Annotated in this window: 14 protein-coding genes; 3 read left to right on the top strand and 11 right to left on the bottom strand. The window is 73.7% G+C overall.

Features of this window, described 5'->3' with window-relative positions; genetic code table 11:
• The first annotated feature begins 62 nt into the window (after positions 1–62).
• A complete protein-coding gene (locus J2S66_RS08770; RefSeq protein ID WP_310306039.1) occupies positions 63–785 on the top strand; it encodes a hypothetical protein in 723 nt (240 codons plus the stop codon).
• Positions 786–886: 101 nt separating this feature from the next.
• Here the strand turns inward: J2S66_RS08770 and J2S66_RS08765 are convergent, their stop codons facing one another.
• From J2S66_RS08765 to J2S66_RS08740, 6 genes are all read right to left on the bottom strand, one after another.
• The gene (locus tag J2S66_RS08765) at positions 887–1,297 is read right to left on the bottom strand and encodes an anti-sigma factor antagonist (RefSeq protein WP_310306037.1); all 411 of its coding nucleotides are present in this window, start codon (positions 1,295–1,297) and stop codon (positions 887–889) included.
• A gap of 183 nt (positions 1,298–1,480) precedes the next feature.
• The gene (locus tag J2S66_RS08760; RefSeq protein ID WP_310306035.1) at positions 1,481–2,782 is read right to left on the bottom strand and encodes an ANTAR domain-containing protein; all 1,302 of its coding nucleotides are present in this window, start codon (positions 2,780–2,782) and stop codon (positions 1,481–1,483) included.
• An 89-nt stretch (positions 2,783–2,871) separates the two neighbouring features.
• Complete coding sequence (locus tag J2S66_RS08755; protein ID WP_310306033.1) at positions 2,872–3,396, bottom strand: SRPBCC family protein; 525 nt, start codon at positions 3,394–3,396, stop codon at positions 2,872–2,874.
• Complete coding sequence (locus J2S66_RS08750) at positions 3,393–3,746, bottom strand: metalloregulator ArsR/SmtB family transcription factor (RefSeq protein ID WP_310306031.1); 354 nt, start codon at positions 3,744–3,746, stop codon at positions 3,393–3,395. The genes J2S66_RS08755 and J2S66_RS08750 overlap by 4 nt, the downstream gene beginning before the upstream one ends.
• A gap of 108 nt (positions 3,747–3,854) precedes the next feature.
• Positions 3,855–4,940 (bottom strand): M20 family metallopeptidase, encoded by a 1,086-nt coding sequence (locus J2S66_RS08745; protein WP_310306029.1) that lies wholly within the window; start codon positions 4,938–4,940, stop codon positions 3,855–3,857.
• A 44-nt stretch (positions 4,941–4,984) separates the two neighbouring features.
• A complete protein-coding gene (locus tag J2S66_RS08740; RefSeq protein ID WP_310306027.1) occupies positions 4,985–6,439 on the bottom strand; it encodes an MFS transporter in 1,455 nt (484 codons plus the stop codon).
• Positions 6,440–6,538: 99 nt separating this feature from the next.
• Between J2S66_RS08740 and J2S66_RS08735 the strand changes: the two genes are divergently transcribed.
• Positions 6,539–6,877, top strand: coding sequence for a hypothetical protein (locus J2S66_RS08735; protein WP_310306025.1), 339 nt, complete (start codon positions 6,539–6,541; stop codon positions 6,875–6,877).
• A gap of 2 nt (positions 6,878–6,879) precedes the next feature.
• Here J2S66_RS08735 and J2S66_RS08730 read toward each other — a convergent pair whose 3' ends face one another.
• Complete coding sequence (locus J2S66_RS08730; protein WP_310306023.1) at positions 6,880–7,767, bottom strand: isocitrate lyase/PEP mutase family protein; 888 nt, start codon at positions 7,765–7,767, stop codon at positions 6,880–6,882.
• A gap of 416 nt (positions 7,768–8,183) precedes the next feature.
• Here J2S66_RS08730 and J2S66_RS08725 point away from each other — a divergent pair, with 416 nt between their 5' ends.
• Positions 8,184–9,323 (top strand): AI-2E family transporter, encoded by a 1,140-nt coding sequence (locus tag J2S66_RS08725; protein ID WP_310306022.1) that lies wholly within the window; start codon positions 8,184–8,186, stop codon positions 9,321–9,323.
• A 171-nt stretch (positions 9,324–9,494) separates the two neighbouring features.
• On the opposite strand, the gene J2S66_RS08720 is transcribed toward J2S66_RS08725, so the two are convergent.
• The 4 genes from J2S66_RS08720 to J2S66_RS08705 all read right to left on the bottom strand — a co-directional run bounded on the left by J2S66_RS08720 (position 9,495) and on the right by J2S66_RS08705 (position 14,478).
• Complete coding sequence (locus J2S66_RS08720) at positions 9,495–10,688, bottom strand: esterase-like activity of phytase family protein (protein ID WP_310306020.1); 1,194 nt, start codon at positions 10,686–10,688, stop codon at positions 9,495–9,497.
• Positions 10,689–10,778: 90 nt separating this feature from the next.
• On the bottom strand, positions 10,779–11,021 hold the full coding sequence (locus J2S66_RS37105) for an Lrp/AsnC ligand binding domain-containing protein (protein ID WP_344960235.1): 243 nt from the start codon (positions 11,019–11,021) through the stop codon (positions 10,779–10,781).
• Positions 10,975–11,568, bottom strand: a complete 594-nt coding sequence (locus J2S66_RS08710; RefSeq protein ID WP_310306016.1) for a DUF6069 family protein — start codon at positions 11,566–11,568, stop codon at positions 10,975–10,977. The genes J2S66_RS37105 and J2S66_RS08710 overlap by 47 nt, the downstream gene beginning before the upstream one ends.
• A 138-nt stretch (positions 11,569–11,706) precedes the next feature.
• On the bottom strand, positions 11,707–14,478 hold the full coding sequence (locus J2S66_RS08705) for a discoidin domain-containing protein (RefSeq protein ID WP_310306013.1): 2,772 nt from the start codon (positions 14,476–14,478) through the stop codon (positions 11,707–11,709).
• Positions 14,479–14,604: the final 126 nt, after the last annotated feature.

The raw sequence follows: 14,604 nt of genomic DNA, 5'->3' as shown, positions 1-14,604 counted from the left end.
GATGTCGAACTCCGGACCTCGGGCCGATCCCCAGCGCGGCTCCGGCCGGCAGCGTGGTCGCCATGGCACACCACTACTCCTTCCCCGGCCGCCTGGTCGGGGCGACCGCCATGGTGCTCGGCCCGCTGCTGCTGCTCACCGCGACGGTGCTCCGCCTGCCGTTCCACCACTTCTTCCCGCAACAACTGACGGCCGTGGCAGAGCACCCGGCGCTGATGGCCAGCGCGCACACGGCGGCACTGGCGGGCACCGTGCTGCTGGTGCCCGCGGTCCTGGTGCTGGCCCACGACATAGGCCGGCTGAGACCGGTCTGGGCCACGTGGGCCGCCGGGCTGGTGCTGGTGGGCGTGACCGAACGGATCTTCCACGCCGGTGTCGACCAGGCGGCGCACGGCCTGGTCCGGCGGCACGGGGCCGAGTTCGCCACCGACCTGGTCGCGCGGTCGTACGGCGACCTGCACCTGTTCAGTTTTCTGTCGTTCACGATCCTGCTCGGCTGGCCGGTGCTCGCGTTCGCGGCGCACCGCACCGGCGCACTGGGCGGCGGCCGGTTCGCCGTGGTGCGCGCCGTTGCCCTGGGTGCGACGTCCCTCTTACCGCTGGGCGTCCTCAAGGGAACCGAGATCATGTCCGTGGTAGCCGTGATCGGCCTGTGCGTGGCCCTCGTGCCCGGCGGCGTGCGACTGGTCAGGGGCGCTCCGCGCCCGACTCGCCGCTCGGTCCTGATGCTGTTGGCCACCGTGCCGGTACTGGGAGCTTTGGGGGTGGTGAGCACGCTGGGGTAGGCGGTGCTCCGAGGATCGCCGATCGACGCGTTCGGTGGTGCGGGTGCGAGGTGGTCCGCGGTGGGCGCAGGTGGACGGGGCACGTGGTCGGCGCAGGCCGGTCAGCACAGGCCGGTGAGTTCCTTCACTCGGGACCGGTCCGGGCGTCCGGCGCGCAATGCCGCGTCGAGGGTCGGGTACGGGCGCAGCTCCGCGTCCAGGCCGCAGATCCCGAACGGCCGCAGGACGTGCCGCTGTGAGGCGACCACGCGCAGCGCGACGCCCACCGACTCGGCGGCGGACAGGTCCCAGTACAGCTCGTTGAGCCCTGCCGCCGCGAAGAACCCGACACCGCGCAGGTCGATCACGACCGGAGCGGGCGGGGTGGCCAGGGCGAGGGCGATCCGCACCTCGCGCCTGATCGCGGGGGTGGTGGAGGCGTCCACCTCCCCGGTGACGCGCACGACGACGGCGTAGCCGTGCACCTCCCGCTCCACCCGGAGCTGGTCGTCGAACCGCTCGGCGATCGTCATGGCGGCCTCCTCGGGGGCGAAGAAGCAGTGGCTGCTGCTGAACCGCCTGCGTGGCCCCAGACCGTACGCTCCCGAAGGCGATTGCGCAGCTCCTGGGCACGAAAGTTGCCGTTCCTCCCCCGAGGCGATTGCATGGGGCCGGGCCGGACGCGTCACCTGTGCCCGGCCCGGTGGTCCCGCCGGTTAAAAAGCAGCCGGCGGGACCGTCATCGACTTGGCCGCGGCGTGCAGCCGTTCCAGTGCGCGGCTCACGCGGTTCCGGTGCGACCACTCCAGCCACCGCGCGGCACGGTCGGTCAGCTCGTCCACCGCGTCGTGCTCATCGGCGGTGGGCAGTTGCTCTCGCGAGCCGTGGAAGGTCGTCACGACCGCCAGGCACTCGCCTTCGGCGGAGAGCAGGGGTGTGCTCACGACGGCGTGCACGCCCAGCGCTCGCAGGTCGTCGATCGCGGTCGAGCCGGTGAAGAGCGGGTCGTCCGCCACCTCGGCGACCACGATCCTGGTCCGTCGCCGACGGGCCGCGTCCGCGGTCACGGCACCGGCGTCCCGCCACTCGGCCGGGGCGGTCGGGCAGGAATCGATGCCGGCCGGACCGACGCCGGAACCGCCACTGTCAGGACCCGCACCACCGGGACGGGCGCGCACGGCGTGGTCGACGCCGTTCAGATCGCCGCCTTCGACGAGCCGCACCTCGCCCGCCGCCGCCCGGGTGCGCTCCAGCACCGCGCGCAGCAGGTCGCGCAGCACGTCCGGCCGGGTGTCAGCGGCGCCGCCCCCCAGGTCCGCGCCGAACCCCGGGTCGGGGGCGGGCTCGGGCGGGGGCCACGGCTCGCGCGGCCGCGGGCGGGGCAGGTCGACCAGGGTTTCCGCCAGTTCCCGCATCCGCACGTTGCTCCGCTGGGACACCCTGCGCAGCAGGGTGAACGCGGTGTCCGCGTCGGCCAGCAGGTAGCGCTCCTGGAGCATCCCCAGCGCACGGGCGATGACGGGGCGACCCCCGAGCTTGGCGCGCAGGTCGCGGACTTCCCTGGCGAGCCTGAGCACCGTCGCGTCCGGGTGTCCGCCCACCACGTCGGACTGGGCTCCCAGCGCGCCGCCGACCGTGGGGTGCACGTCGACCACGTCCGGCAGCCGCTTGCCGCGCAGGACGCGGGCGACCGCCGGGTTGCCCGCCACGACCCTGAGCCGCCGGCCGGTGCCCGCCAGGTCGTCGGCCACGCCGAAGAGGGCGGTCACGCCTGCCCCCGACAGCAGCCGCACGCCGGTGAGGTCCACGACCAGGTCGCCGTGCCCCGCCTCGACCAGTTCGGCCAGCCTGGCCGACACGGTCGCGCTGGCCGCCGCGTCCAGCTCCCCGGACACCGCGACGACCTGGGCGCCACCTGCCACCGGCCCGGCCGGGGTGAGCGCGACGACGTCCACCCGGACCGCCGTCCCGTCGGCGGCGGCCTGGCGCGTCGTGCTCCGGTTCACCGTCGTGGCCACCTGTTCCATGCTGCCGGCGTCGGTGGGGCGCGCCGCGATGCCGGTGCGGGGTTGCTGCTACAGACCGCGCGTTTCACCCGTTCGGCGCACTACTGCGGCGTCCGGTCCGCGACGAGCCCTTCGAAGTACGGCTTCATCGACGGATAGTAGTCGTCGAACAGCGGCAGCGGGGTGCCGTCGCGCGAGGCGACGAACATGTCCAGGTAGTACTCCCAGCCCGGTCCGACCTCGCCGATGCCCTCCTCGGTGTCCAGGTGGTGCACGAGGCTCAACTCCGTCACGCCGTCCACTTCGGACAGCAGCACCTCCAGCCGCCAGGTGCCCGCCTCGTCGACCGTGGACACGGCGAGCCTGCGCGGCGGGTCGCACACGTCGATGCGCACCTCCATCCAGGGCTGGTCCTCCTCGTGCGCCATCCGCACCCGGACCGTGCGGCCCGGGGCCCCGTCGCCCTCCCAGGGGCCGAACCACCTCGCCGTGCGCTCGGGCTCGGTGAGGCCGGCCCACACGTCGTCCGCGAGCGCGCGGAAGGTGCGGGTGATCACCAGGTCGCCGGCCCCGTCGGCGCGGAGGAGTCGACCGGTGGCCGACGGGGTGGGGCGGGGACGGGTCATGCGGTGTTCTCCTCGGGGTGTTCGGCGCGGCGTTCCCGCCGGGTCCGGTGGATCTCGGTTTCCAGGGCGTCGAGGTGGTGCGCCCAGCCGGTGGGTCGGGTGAAGCCCGCGAGCCACCGGGTCAGGGGGGCGAGGTGCGACGCGTCGAGCACGTAGAACCGCTGCCTGCCGACGAGTTCGTCGCGCACCAGGCCGCTCTCGCGCAGCACCCGCAGGTGCCTGCTGACGGCCGGGCGGCTGATCGCGAACCGCTCGGCGATCTGTCCGGCCGACAGCCGCGCGTCGTCGCGGAGCATCTCCAGGATGGCGCGCCGCACGGGGTCGGCCACGGCTCCCGCCACCTCGTCCACGACCCGAAGCGTAACCTGCTGGTTACGCTTCGGGCAACGGGTCGGCGGATCGGGACTCCAGTGCCCGTCGGACTCCAGTGCCCGTCGGGCCTCAGTGCCCGTCGGACGTCAGGCGAGGCCGTCCAGGAACGCGGTCAGGGCGCGCCGGTACGGCTCGACCGTGGTCAGGTCGGCGTGCTCGTCCGGGCCGTGCTGCCCCTCCCCCCGCACGCCGAAGATCACCGCGTCCACGCCGTGCTGGTGGTAGAACCGGGAGTCGGCCGCGCCGTGCTTGCGCAGCAGCTCGCCGGAGTGGCCCTGCGCGCGGGCCGCCTGCTGGAGCGCACGCAGGTCGGGTGAGGCGGGGTCGACGCGGTGCGGCGGCTCCACGCGGTCGACGTGCGCGGTCACACCGGGCGGGCACAGGGCGGTCAGGTGCGCGGCGACCTGGTCGGACGTGCGGCCGGCGAAGTCCGCGTCCTCTGCCGGGAAGCGGATGTCGAGCCACGCGGTGGCGTCGGCCGGGACCTGGTTGAGCGCCTCGTTGCCGGTGGTCACGCGGGCGACGTTCACCGTCGTGCGCCACTCCTCCCGCTCGGCCACGGGGTAGGCGGCGAGCACGCCGTCCACCGCCCTCATGACCTTGAGCAGGGCGTTGTCCCCGGTCCACTGGTAGGCGGCGTGCGCGGCACGGCCGGTGGCGCGCAGCCGGGCGACGACCAGGCCCTTGGACTCGGCCACCACGCACAGCCCGCTGTGCTCGCCGATCACCACGAAGTCCGCCGTCACACCCTGTTCGAGCTGGTGCAGGGTGCCGTGGTGGCCACCGACCTCCTCGTCGGTCACGAGCTGGAGCCCGAGCGGGTAGGGCAGGCGCTCCGCGCGGTCGCGGAACACCTCCGCCAGCACGAGCGCCGACAGCTTCATGTCCTGCGCGCCGCGGGCGAAGAGCCGGTCGCCCTCGCGGCGGGGCGTGAACTGCTCGTCGTCGCCGGGCACCACGTCGAGGTGCGCGTTGAAGAGCACCCGGAAGTGTGGTCGTGGACCGGCGGTGCGGACCAGGGCGCCGGGCTTGCCGCCCGAGTCGAACCGCTCGACGGTGAAGCCGGGGCCCACCACGTCGAGCACGAGGTCGAGCGCGCGGCGGAGGTCGTCGGGCCGGTCTGCGGTCGAGCGGATGCCGAGCAGCTCCCCGGCGCGGTGCGGCAGGTCCATGCGCCCCATCGTGCCGGGACCAGCCGGTGTCCGGCACGGTGCGATCAGCCCGCGTCCGACACGGCGTGCGCGCCCTCGGCGGGGGCGGGGCAGCGCGGCCGGGCGCGCAGCTCGACGACGCCGACCACCAGCGCGAGCGCCACCACGACGGCCGCGCCGCCGATCGCGACCAGCGCGGCCTCCCCGAAGTCCTGGCCCGTGCCGCTGAGCACCGCGTAGAACACGCCGGCCAGCGCCGCCGTGCCGACCGCGGACCCGATGCGCTGCCCGGTCTGGAGCGCGCCGCCTGCCGCGCCCGCCATCGACACCGGCACGTGCCGCAGCGTCAACGTCGTGTTCGGCGAGATCACCCACCCGCCGCCGATGCCGCCGATGAGCAGCGCGGGCGCGACGGCCCAGCCCGCCAGGTGCGCGGGCGCGAACCGCAGCACCAGGGCCGTGGCCACGAGCCCTACCGTGACCAGGCTCAACCCGGTCACGGTGAGCTTGCGTCCCCAGGTCTCGACCAGCCGGCCACCGATCACCGCGGACGCCGCGGAGCCGACCGCGAACGGCGTCACGGCCAGGCCGGACTCCAGCGGCGTGTAGCCGAGGCCGGTCTGGAAGTACAGCGCGAACACCAGCCAGATGCCGCTGAACCCGACGAAGTAGACCAGGCCGAGCAATGCGCCCGTGCCGTAGCCGGGCGTACTGGTGAACAGGCGGACGTCCAGCAGCGGGCTGCCGTCGCGCGTGGCGATCCTCCGCTCCCAGCGCACGAACAGCACGAGCAGCGCCGCGCCGAGCGCGAACAGCCACCACAGCTCCGCCAACCCGCCCGCCTCGGCCAGCACCAGCGGCAGCATCACGGCCAGCACGCCCGTGCCGAGCAGTGCCGCGCCGAGCAGGTCGAGCTGCCCGCGCGACCCCTTGCGGCCCCGGGGCAGGAGGCGGGCGGCGAGCACCAGGGCGAGCACGCCGATGGGCACGTTGACGTAGAAGATCCAGCGCCAGCCCTCGTCCTCCCCCGCGACGGCGAGGATGACACCGCCGACGACGGGGCCGACCGCGGTGGAGATGCCGACCGTGGAGCCGAAGAAGCCGAACGCCCGCCCGCGCTCGGCGCCGCGGAAGAGCTGCTGGATCAGCGCCGAGTTCTGCGGGGCCAGCGCACCGGCCGACACGCCTTGGAGGAGGCGGGCGACGATCAGCACCTCGGTCGTCGGCGCGACCCCCGCAAGGGCGCTGAACAGGACGAACCCGCTGAGCGCGCAGAGGAACACGGTGCGCCGGCCGATGGCGTCGCCGAGCCGCCCGGCGGGCACCAGCGCGAGGCCGAACGCGAGTGCGTAGCCCGACACGACCCACTGCACGCCGACGGGCGACGTGCCGAGGCCGTGCTGGATCGACGGCAGCGCGACGGACACGATGCTCACGTCGAGCAGGCTCATGAACCCGGCGACCAACGTGACGGTGAGCGCCTTCCACCGGCGCGGGTCGGGCTCGTGACCGCTGCTCATCACCTTTTCCTACCCGCAGCGGGCCGTGCCTGCACCACGGCGTGTGATCGGGTGACGGACGGGACGCTTGATCACCCGCGGACCGGGATACCCCGGGGTATGGACACGACGCAGCTGGAGCAACTCCGCGGTTTCATCCTCGACGGCCTGGCCGACGACGAGGAGCGCGTGGCGCGCGGTGACGCGCCCCTGTTGGCCGACGCGGAGGCCCGTGGCCGGTTCCGCGTCCTGCGCTCGGACGACGGCCAGGGCTTCCTGCTCGTCCCGGGCGACCTGTCGGAGGAGGAGGACGGCGTCCCGGCGTCGCACGAGGAGAAGCTCCGCGCGCTGCGCTCGGAGGTGGAGAACACCGACTCCGGGGACGTGCTCCAGCTCGTGGCGTCGGCGTACGAGGGGCGCCACGGCTGGCTGGAGGAGTGGCGCGCCGCCACCCCGTGACGTCAGCGACCGCCGGGCTGCGGGGCCGGCACCGGCCGGGAGGCCGGCCTCGGGACAGGCACCGATCGGGGGTGGCCCAGGTTGTCGCGCAGCAGCGCCTGCGACTCGGCCACCCCGATCGGTCCCTCGGGCAGCCTGCCGTCCTCGGCGCGCAACCGCGACAGGGCCTCGTCCATCGCCGCGTGGGCGGCGAACAGGCACGGGGTGCTGTAGATCGCCACGCCCACCCCCAGGTCGGCCGACTCGGTCAGCGACAGGGCCGGTGACCGACCGCCCGCGATCTGGTTGAACACGACCGGCTTGGGTGCGGCCGCGCGGGCGATCCGGCGCAGGACCTCAGCGGACGGCACGCCGTCGACGAGGACCGCGTCGGCGTCGGTCGCGGCGAGGGCGGCGGCGCGGCGCAGCATCTCCGCCTCGTCGGTGGCATCGGTCCTGGCCACGACGACGAGGTCGGTGCGGGTGTCCAGGACCGCGGTCAGCTTGGCCAGGTAGTCGGGCAGCGGCAGCACCTGCTTGCCGCCCACGTGGCCGCAGCGGCGGGGGCGGCTCTGGTCCTCCAGCACGACGCCGGACGCCCCGACCTGCTCCAGCGCGCGCACCACGTGGCACGCGACCTCGACGTCGACGTACCCGTCGTCGATGTCGACCAGCAGGTGGTGGTCCGGGAACGCGAGCCGCAGCCGCTGCACGAACCCGATCACGTCGGGCCAGGCGATGAACCCGATGTCGGGCAGCCCGTAGTGGGACGCGGCGAGCCCGAACCCGGACACGAACAACGCGTCGTAGTGCCGTGCCGCGACCGAGGCCGACAGCATGTCGAACACCCCGACCACCGGTGTCGTGCCGTCGGACGCCACCGCCGCGCGCAGAGCCTCGCCGTGTGCCATGGGCGGAACGTTGCCACCGGCCGCCGCGCGGGGTCGAGGTATCGGAAGAATGATCCACTGACACGTCCGAGTCCCACCGCGCAACACCGCCGGGGCAACACCGCCGGGGCAACACCGGGTGGCCGCCGCGCGCGCGGCGTCGTGCGGCGGCCACGTGATCGGCAGCGGTATCGCCCCTTCCCTGGATCGACGCGATGCAGTGATCACTGGACCTCTTGGAGGCGGTCCACCTCGTGTCTACCTGGTGCGATGTCCGTTCGGGCCGACGTTGACCGCATCGGCGGACGCCCACCGGCCGGTCAGGTGACGACCACTCGCCCATGACGAACCGTGACCTCGTCACCGCACGTCGCGCCCGTGCTTCTGGCAGGCTCCCTCACGTCGCGGTGAGCGCCGCGCGGGAGGAACGGGGAGACGTGAGCGCTGGAGACCGCCGCTGGGGCGACCGCGGCGAGGCCATCGGACGTGGAGTGACGTGGCTGGCGCGGTGGAGCACCCGCGTGGCGCTGGCCGCACTGGGGTTCGTGCTGCTGTGGTGGCTGATCGGCAAGCTGTGGGTGGTCGTGATGCCGGTGCTGCTCGGCCTGCTCATCACCACCGTGCTGTGGCCGCCGGCGCGGTGGCTGCGCGGCCGCGGCCTGCCGCCGGCCCTGGCCGCGTCGGTCGTGCTGCTGGTCGGCCTGGGCGTGCTGGGCGGCGTGGTCGCGCTGATCTCGACGTCCATCGCCTCCGGTGTGCCGGAGATCGCCGAGAGCGCCACCAAGGCCCTCCAGCAGGCCCGCGACTGGCTGTCCGGGCCGCCGTTCAACCTCGCCGACAGCAAGCTGGACCAGCTGATCGACCAGGGCGTCGACCAGCTCCAGTCCAGCGTCGGCACGATCGCCAACGGCCTGCTCACCGGCGTCGGCACGGTGACCTCCGGCCTCGTCACCGGTGTCCTGGCGCTGCTGCTGGCGTTCCTGTTCGTCAAGGACGGCCCGCGGTTCACGCCGTGGCTGCGCGGTGTGGTCGGCGAGCGCGCGGGCGGGCACCTGACCGTCGTGCTGGAGCGCGTCTGGACGACCCTGGGCGACTTCATCCGCACGCAGGCGATCGTGAGCCTGGTCGACGCCGTCCTGATCGGCATCGGCCTGGTGGTGCTGGGCGTGCCGCTGGCGGTGCCGCTGGCGGCGCTGACGTTCCTGGGCGGGTTCATCCCGATCGTGGGCGCGTTCGTCGCGGGCGCGCTGGCCGTGCTGGTCGCCCTGGTGAGCAACGGCCTCACCACCGCGATCATCATGCTGGTGATCGTGGTGGTGGTGCAGCAGCTGGAGGGCAACGTGCTCCAGCCGGTGCTCCAGTCGCGGAGCCTGCGCCTGCACGCGGCCGTCGTGCTGCTGGCGGTCACGGCGGGCAGCAGCCTCTACGGCATCGCGGGCGCGTTCCTGGCGGTGCCGGTGGTCGCGGCGGTCTCGGTGGTGATGCGCTACCTGGACGAGGTCATCCAGCGCGGCTCGGTGAGCGGCGCGAGCGAGCCCGTCGAGGCGGTCCCGGAAGGCGACCGGTCCGACGAGTAGGCGCCGGTCCCCGCGCGGTGGCTGCCACCGCGCGGGGAGCCCGGCAGGTACCCGACCCGGTCGACATCGGATCAGGTCAGCGTCGTGCCCGTCGGTCAGCGTCGTGCCCGTCGGTCAGCGTCGTGCCCGTCGGTCAGCGTCGTGCCCGTCGGTCAGCGTCGTGCCCGTCGGTCAGCGTCGGCGCAGCACGCGCGGGTCGGCGTCGAGGTCGTCGGCCAGCCGCAGGGTGATGAACTCGTTGTCGTCCGGTTTGCCGGGGGTGCGGCCCGACGACGACGGGAAGTTGTTGTCGTTGAGCACGGCGATGGTGCGGTCGTCCAGGATCACCACGTCCTCGATCGTGGTGAACGGGAACGTGAACCGCTCGCCGGACCCGCCGAGCCGGCGCGGGTCGGCGATGTCCAGCAGGTCGGCCACGAGGGTCTTGTCGAGCTTGCCGTCGCGGTCCCGGTCGCGCTTGTCGGCGAGGTAGACCTTCTTGGTGACGGCGTCCACGCCCTGCGCGCCGTCCCGCTCGATCACCAGCAGCCGGTTGCGGTCCACGGCGATCGCGTCGCCGATGGCGTGCTCGGGCTTGTCGAGCTGGTACGTCCACCTCGCACCGGTGTAGCGGCCCCGGGCGAGGTCGAACTCGTTGAGCCGCAACGACCCCGGCGCGTCACCGGCGACGGTTCCCTCCAGCAGCGCGTCGAGGGTGCGGCCGTCGGCGGACAGCGCCAGGCCCTCGAAGCCCTTGCTGCCGCCCAGGTTGGCGGTGCCCGCCGGGTTCTCCGGCGCGAACACGCCGGGCAGCGGCACGGGCGGCGCGAGCAGCCGGCCCGCGCGGTCGAAGTGCAGCAGGTAGGGGCCGAACTCGTCGCCGATCCAGTAGGTGCCGTCAGCGGCGCGCTGGATGGACTCCACGTCGAAGTCGGAGCCGGTGAGCACGCGATCGGGCCGGGTGAGCGCGAACGGCACGTGACCGTGCGGGTCGGTCAGCGTGGTCCCGCCGACCACGTCCACCGCGCCGGTGCGGAAGTCCGGCGCGAGGCGCTGCACGCGCAGGAGGAAGTCGGCGCTGTTGGCCTTGGTGCCGAAGCCGTTGTCCGACAGCACGTCATAGGTGCCGTCGGCGTTGCGCAGCACCCCGCTGAAGCCCTGCACGGGCTGGTCGGCGAACGGGGGCACGACGCCGTTGACCGGTGCGGTGCCCAGGGCCGCGCCGGACGGCTCGCTGCCCGGCACGAAGGTGAGCGCGGGCAGCGACGCGAACCCGGTCAGCGTGGCGCGGCCGGGGAGGTGGCGGTCGGTGGGCGACGCCGCACCGGGCACCGCCGCCGCCACCAGCGCGAGCGCGGCCAGGCCGAGGACCAGCGGTCTCCTCATGGTGTTCCGTTCTGCCGTGGCGCGACCCGTCGGGTCACGCGGTGGGCGGAACGCTAGGAGCCCGCGGTGAACGCCAGGTGGCGCGCGGCGTCACGGCCGGTGGAGCGGAGTGATCCGGTCGTTGCGCAGGTGCTGGTAGACCACGGAGGTGCGCACGTCGGCGACCTCGACGCGCTCGGTGAGCCGGTCCACGACGAAGGTGTAGAGGCTCTCGTTGTCCGGCACGGCGACGTGCAGCAGGAAGTCCTCGTCGCCGGTGAAGGGCTGGAGCTGATGCCGTGACGCGCTACCGGCCGCTCTCCGCCCACTTGCGCCGCGCGCTGCCCACGACACCGCGCAGCAGCAGCACGATCGCCACGCCGATCACGAGGTTGAGCACGGCGGTGAACGCCTTCGCCTCGGAGCTCACGCTCAGGCTGAGCGGCAGGACCACGGCGATCGCGGTGAGCAGGACCATGATCCAGGAGAAGAACCGGATGGCGTTCGGCGTGGTGGCCAGCAGCAGCTGGAGCAGCGCGGTGGCGCCGAGCGCGCAGGCGGCGGAGGTCAGGGCGTAGGTCAGGGTGTTGGCGTTGCCCCACACCCCGTCGCCCTTCGGCGCGAGCACGTCCACCCCCAGCAGACCTCGCGCGACGAGGATGCCGACGATCGCCAGCAGGCCTGTGACCAGGGCGGTGGCCACGCTGCCGGCCCACAGCGTGGCGGCGTCGAACCGGCGGCTCGGGTCGGGTGGCGCGACGGGCCGCCGCCGCGGCGGCGGCGGTTCCCGGAGCACGGCCGTCTCCGGCGGGACCTCGCGGAACGAGTCGCGCACGGGTCGCCGCGGCTCGGGGGGACCCGTCACGGGGTCGAAGCGGGTCGTCCGGCGTTCGTCAGCCATGTCCGCGAGTATCGGGCGGCCGCCGGCCCGGCGCGCGGCGGCGACGCCGATCAGGTGACCCCCTGAGGAGGTCGTCCCGACGCGGGTGCCTCCCGGCGTCGTTGCCGGGAGGCACCCGCGGGCGTGCCGCGGACCGGGTCAGCCCGCGTGCGCCTCGAACTCGGCGAGCTGGGCGGCGGGCCAGCCCGTGTTCGCGGTGAACGTCAGGCGCAGGTGGCGGTGGTTCGCGGTCACCGGGACGGTGACCCGGTTGCCGGACGCCGGGTCGAAGCGGTACCCGGTGGGGGCGACGAGCTGCGTGAACGCCGTGCCGTCCGCGCTGCCCGCGACCGAGAGGGTCTGGGTGCGGGCGGCCCAGGCGGCGGCCGGCGGGAGCGTGAGCACGAGCCGGTTCACGGCCGTGCGGCTGCCCAGGTCGACGGTGAAGGTCTGCGGGAACTGGTTGTTCGGGCTCTCCCAGTACGTGTTCGCGTCGCCGTCGACCGCGTTGGTCCCCGGCAGGCCGCCGACGCCCGCCGCCTGGACGGGCTTGCCGCGGGCCACGTTGCCGGTCGGCTGCGGCGTGGTGGTGGTCGTGGTGGTGGGCTGCGGGCCGGTCGTGGCGTACGCCTCCAGTTCGGCGAGCTGCCCGGCGGGCCATCCCGTGTTGCCGGTGAACGTCAGCCGCACGAACCGGTGCGCGCCGGAGAGCGGCACGGTGACCTGGTTGCCCGACGCGGGGTCGAAGCGGTACTGCGCCGAGCCGACCAGCTGGGTGTACGCCCCGCCGTCGGCGCTGCCCGACACGGACAGGGTCTGGGTGCGCGCCGCCCACTCGGCGGGCGGCGGCAGCCTGAGCACCAGGCGGCCCAGGTTCTCCGGCCCTCCCAGGTCGACGGTCAGGGACTGCGGGAACTGGTTGTTCGCGCTCTCCCAGTAGGTCCCGGGGTTGCCGTCCACGGCGTTGGACGCGGGGAAGCCGCCGGTGGCCGTGGTCGCGGTGACGGGCTTGCCCCGCGCCAGGTTCCCGCCCGGCTGCACCGACGTGGTGGTCGTCGTGGTGGTGGTCGTGGTCGTGGTGGTGGGAGGCGCGGTCGGGTCGGTGTGGACCGGCTCGGGCCACGGGCCGCAGTACGGCGTGCCGTCCCACCCGGAGTTGCCCGCGCCGCGGGTGATCCGGAACCCGCCCTCGCCCAGGCAGCTGTAGATCCCGGCCCGGCCGATGCCGGTCGCGGTGACGTTGGTGAACGACGCCGAGCCCGGCGACTGGAGCTGCACGCCGAACGTGCCCGCGCCGATGATGCGCACACCGTCGAAGTGCACGTTCGTGATGGTGCCGCTGATGAACTGGATGGCCTCGTAGTTGCTGTCCACCAGGTCGGTGTCGGTGACGTCGACGCGGCCGTTCATCGCGCCGTCGCGGGCGTCGAACCACAGCGCGCCCACCCCGAACTGCCAGTTGGAGTCGAGCACGCCGGCGCGCAGGGTCGTGTTGCGCGACAACGTGGTCGTGCCCGACAGCGGCACGGAGGAGAACCGGTTGCCGACGTGGATGCCGCCGCCCTGGTCCTGGGTGTCGGCCACGACGTTCTCGGTGGCGGTGTTGTCGCGGCCGCCGTAGATCGCGATGCCGTTGGCCTTCATCGGCACGACCACGGTGTTGCGGCGGATCGTGTTGGAGTGGTCGGCCTGGTGCTCCGACCAGAGCGCGATGCCGTCGTCGGAGATGTTGCGGAACAGGTTGTGCTCGACCAGCACGTTGCTGACGCCGCGGTGCAGGTTCATGCCGTCGGCGAGCTGGTCGACGACCCGGTTGTGCCGGATGGTCAGGCCGTCGAACGGCCCGTCGAGCCACATCCCGACCTTGGTGTGCTGGAGGAACATCCCGGAGATCACCGAGCCGCCGCCCAGCGCGCCCCCGATGGCGTTGGTCTGGTCGCAGTCCACGCGATCGGTGACCTCGCCGATGATCGCGAAGTCGTGCAGGCCGACGCGGGTGCTGACGCCCGGGTTGCCGCCCTGCCCGCACGACGAGGGCTCGCCGAGGCCGTAGAAGCCGACCCGGGCGCCGGTGACGACGCTGTGCCAGTGGCCCGCGCCGCGCACGGTCACCCGGTCGACGGTGACGTGCCTGGTGACGGTGAAGCGGCCGGCGGGGATCCACACCTCGCGGTCCTGCGCACGCCCCGCCGCGACGGCGGCGTCGAACGCGGCGCTGTCGTCGGTGCCGTCGTTCGGCGTGGCGCCGTGGTCGGTGACGGAGACCGAGTTCGCCGGGCGCGTGGCGGCGGGCGCGACGAGCTCGAAGTCGGCGAGGTCGATCGTGTAGGACGGCGCGTTGTCGCCGGCGTCGACCTGGAGGCGGACCTTGGCGCCGGCCTGGAGGGTGCGGCCGAACAGCGCGCGGGTCGAGTCGTAGAGGTGGTGCGGCTTGCCCTGGTTCGGGTCGTTGGCGTACGGGTAGCCGCCGTAGCGCCAGGCGTACTTCGAGGTGAGCGTGAGGCTCGTCGACCTCTGCCCGTCGAGGTAGAGCGAGAGCGGGGCGGTGATGCCCGCGCCGCCGTTGCCGTCCGGGACGCTGTAGCGCAGGTCTATCGAGTTCGCGGGCTCGGTCAGGGTGAACTCGACGTAGCGGCCCTGGCCGGACAGGGTGACCGCGCGGCGGCCGGACGCCTCGCCCTCCAGCGTGCCCTGGCGGCGACCGGGGCCGATCTTCGTGCCGTTCGTGGCGGCGTTCTCGGCTTCGTGCTCGACGAACGGCACGTCCGCGCCGCGGCCGACGACGTCGAACGGCGAGGTGGGGACGGCGGCGGCGACGGGGGCGGACGACGCCTGCGGTGCGGCGGCGACGACGAGCGCGGTGAGCAGGGAAGTGGCCACCGCCGCCGCGCCGAGCGCCAGGTGGCGCCGGTGGGTGGGGTCGACTCGCATGGGTTCAGCCCTTCGTTGGACGGGACCCCTGACTGCGGGCAGGGATGCTCCACGCGGCCGTTGAGCAGGGACGTCACGCCGCGTGGTGTGGCGCACACCATAAGCGCGCCGCACAGCCGACCGCAA

Origin of the sequence: Saccharothrix longispora (assembly GCF_031455225.1) — a bacterium.
GTDB classification, from domain to species: domain Bacteria; phylum Actinomycetota; class Actinomycetes; order Mycobacteriales; family Pseudonocardiaceae; genus Actinosynnema; species Actinosynnema longispora.
This window is presented reverse-complemented; position numbering and strand designations above follow the sequence as displayed.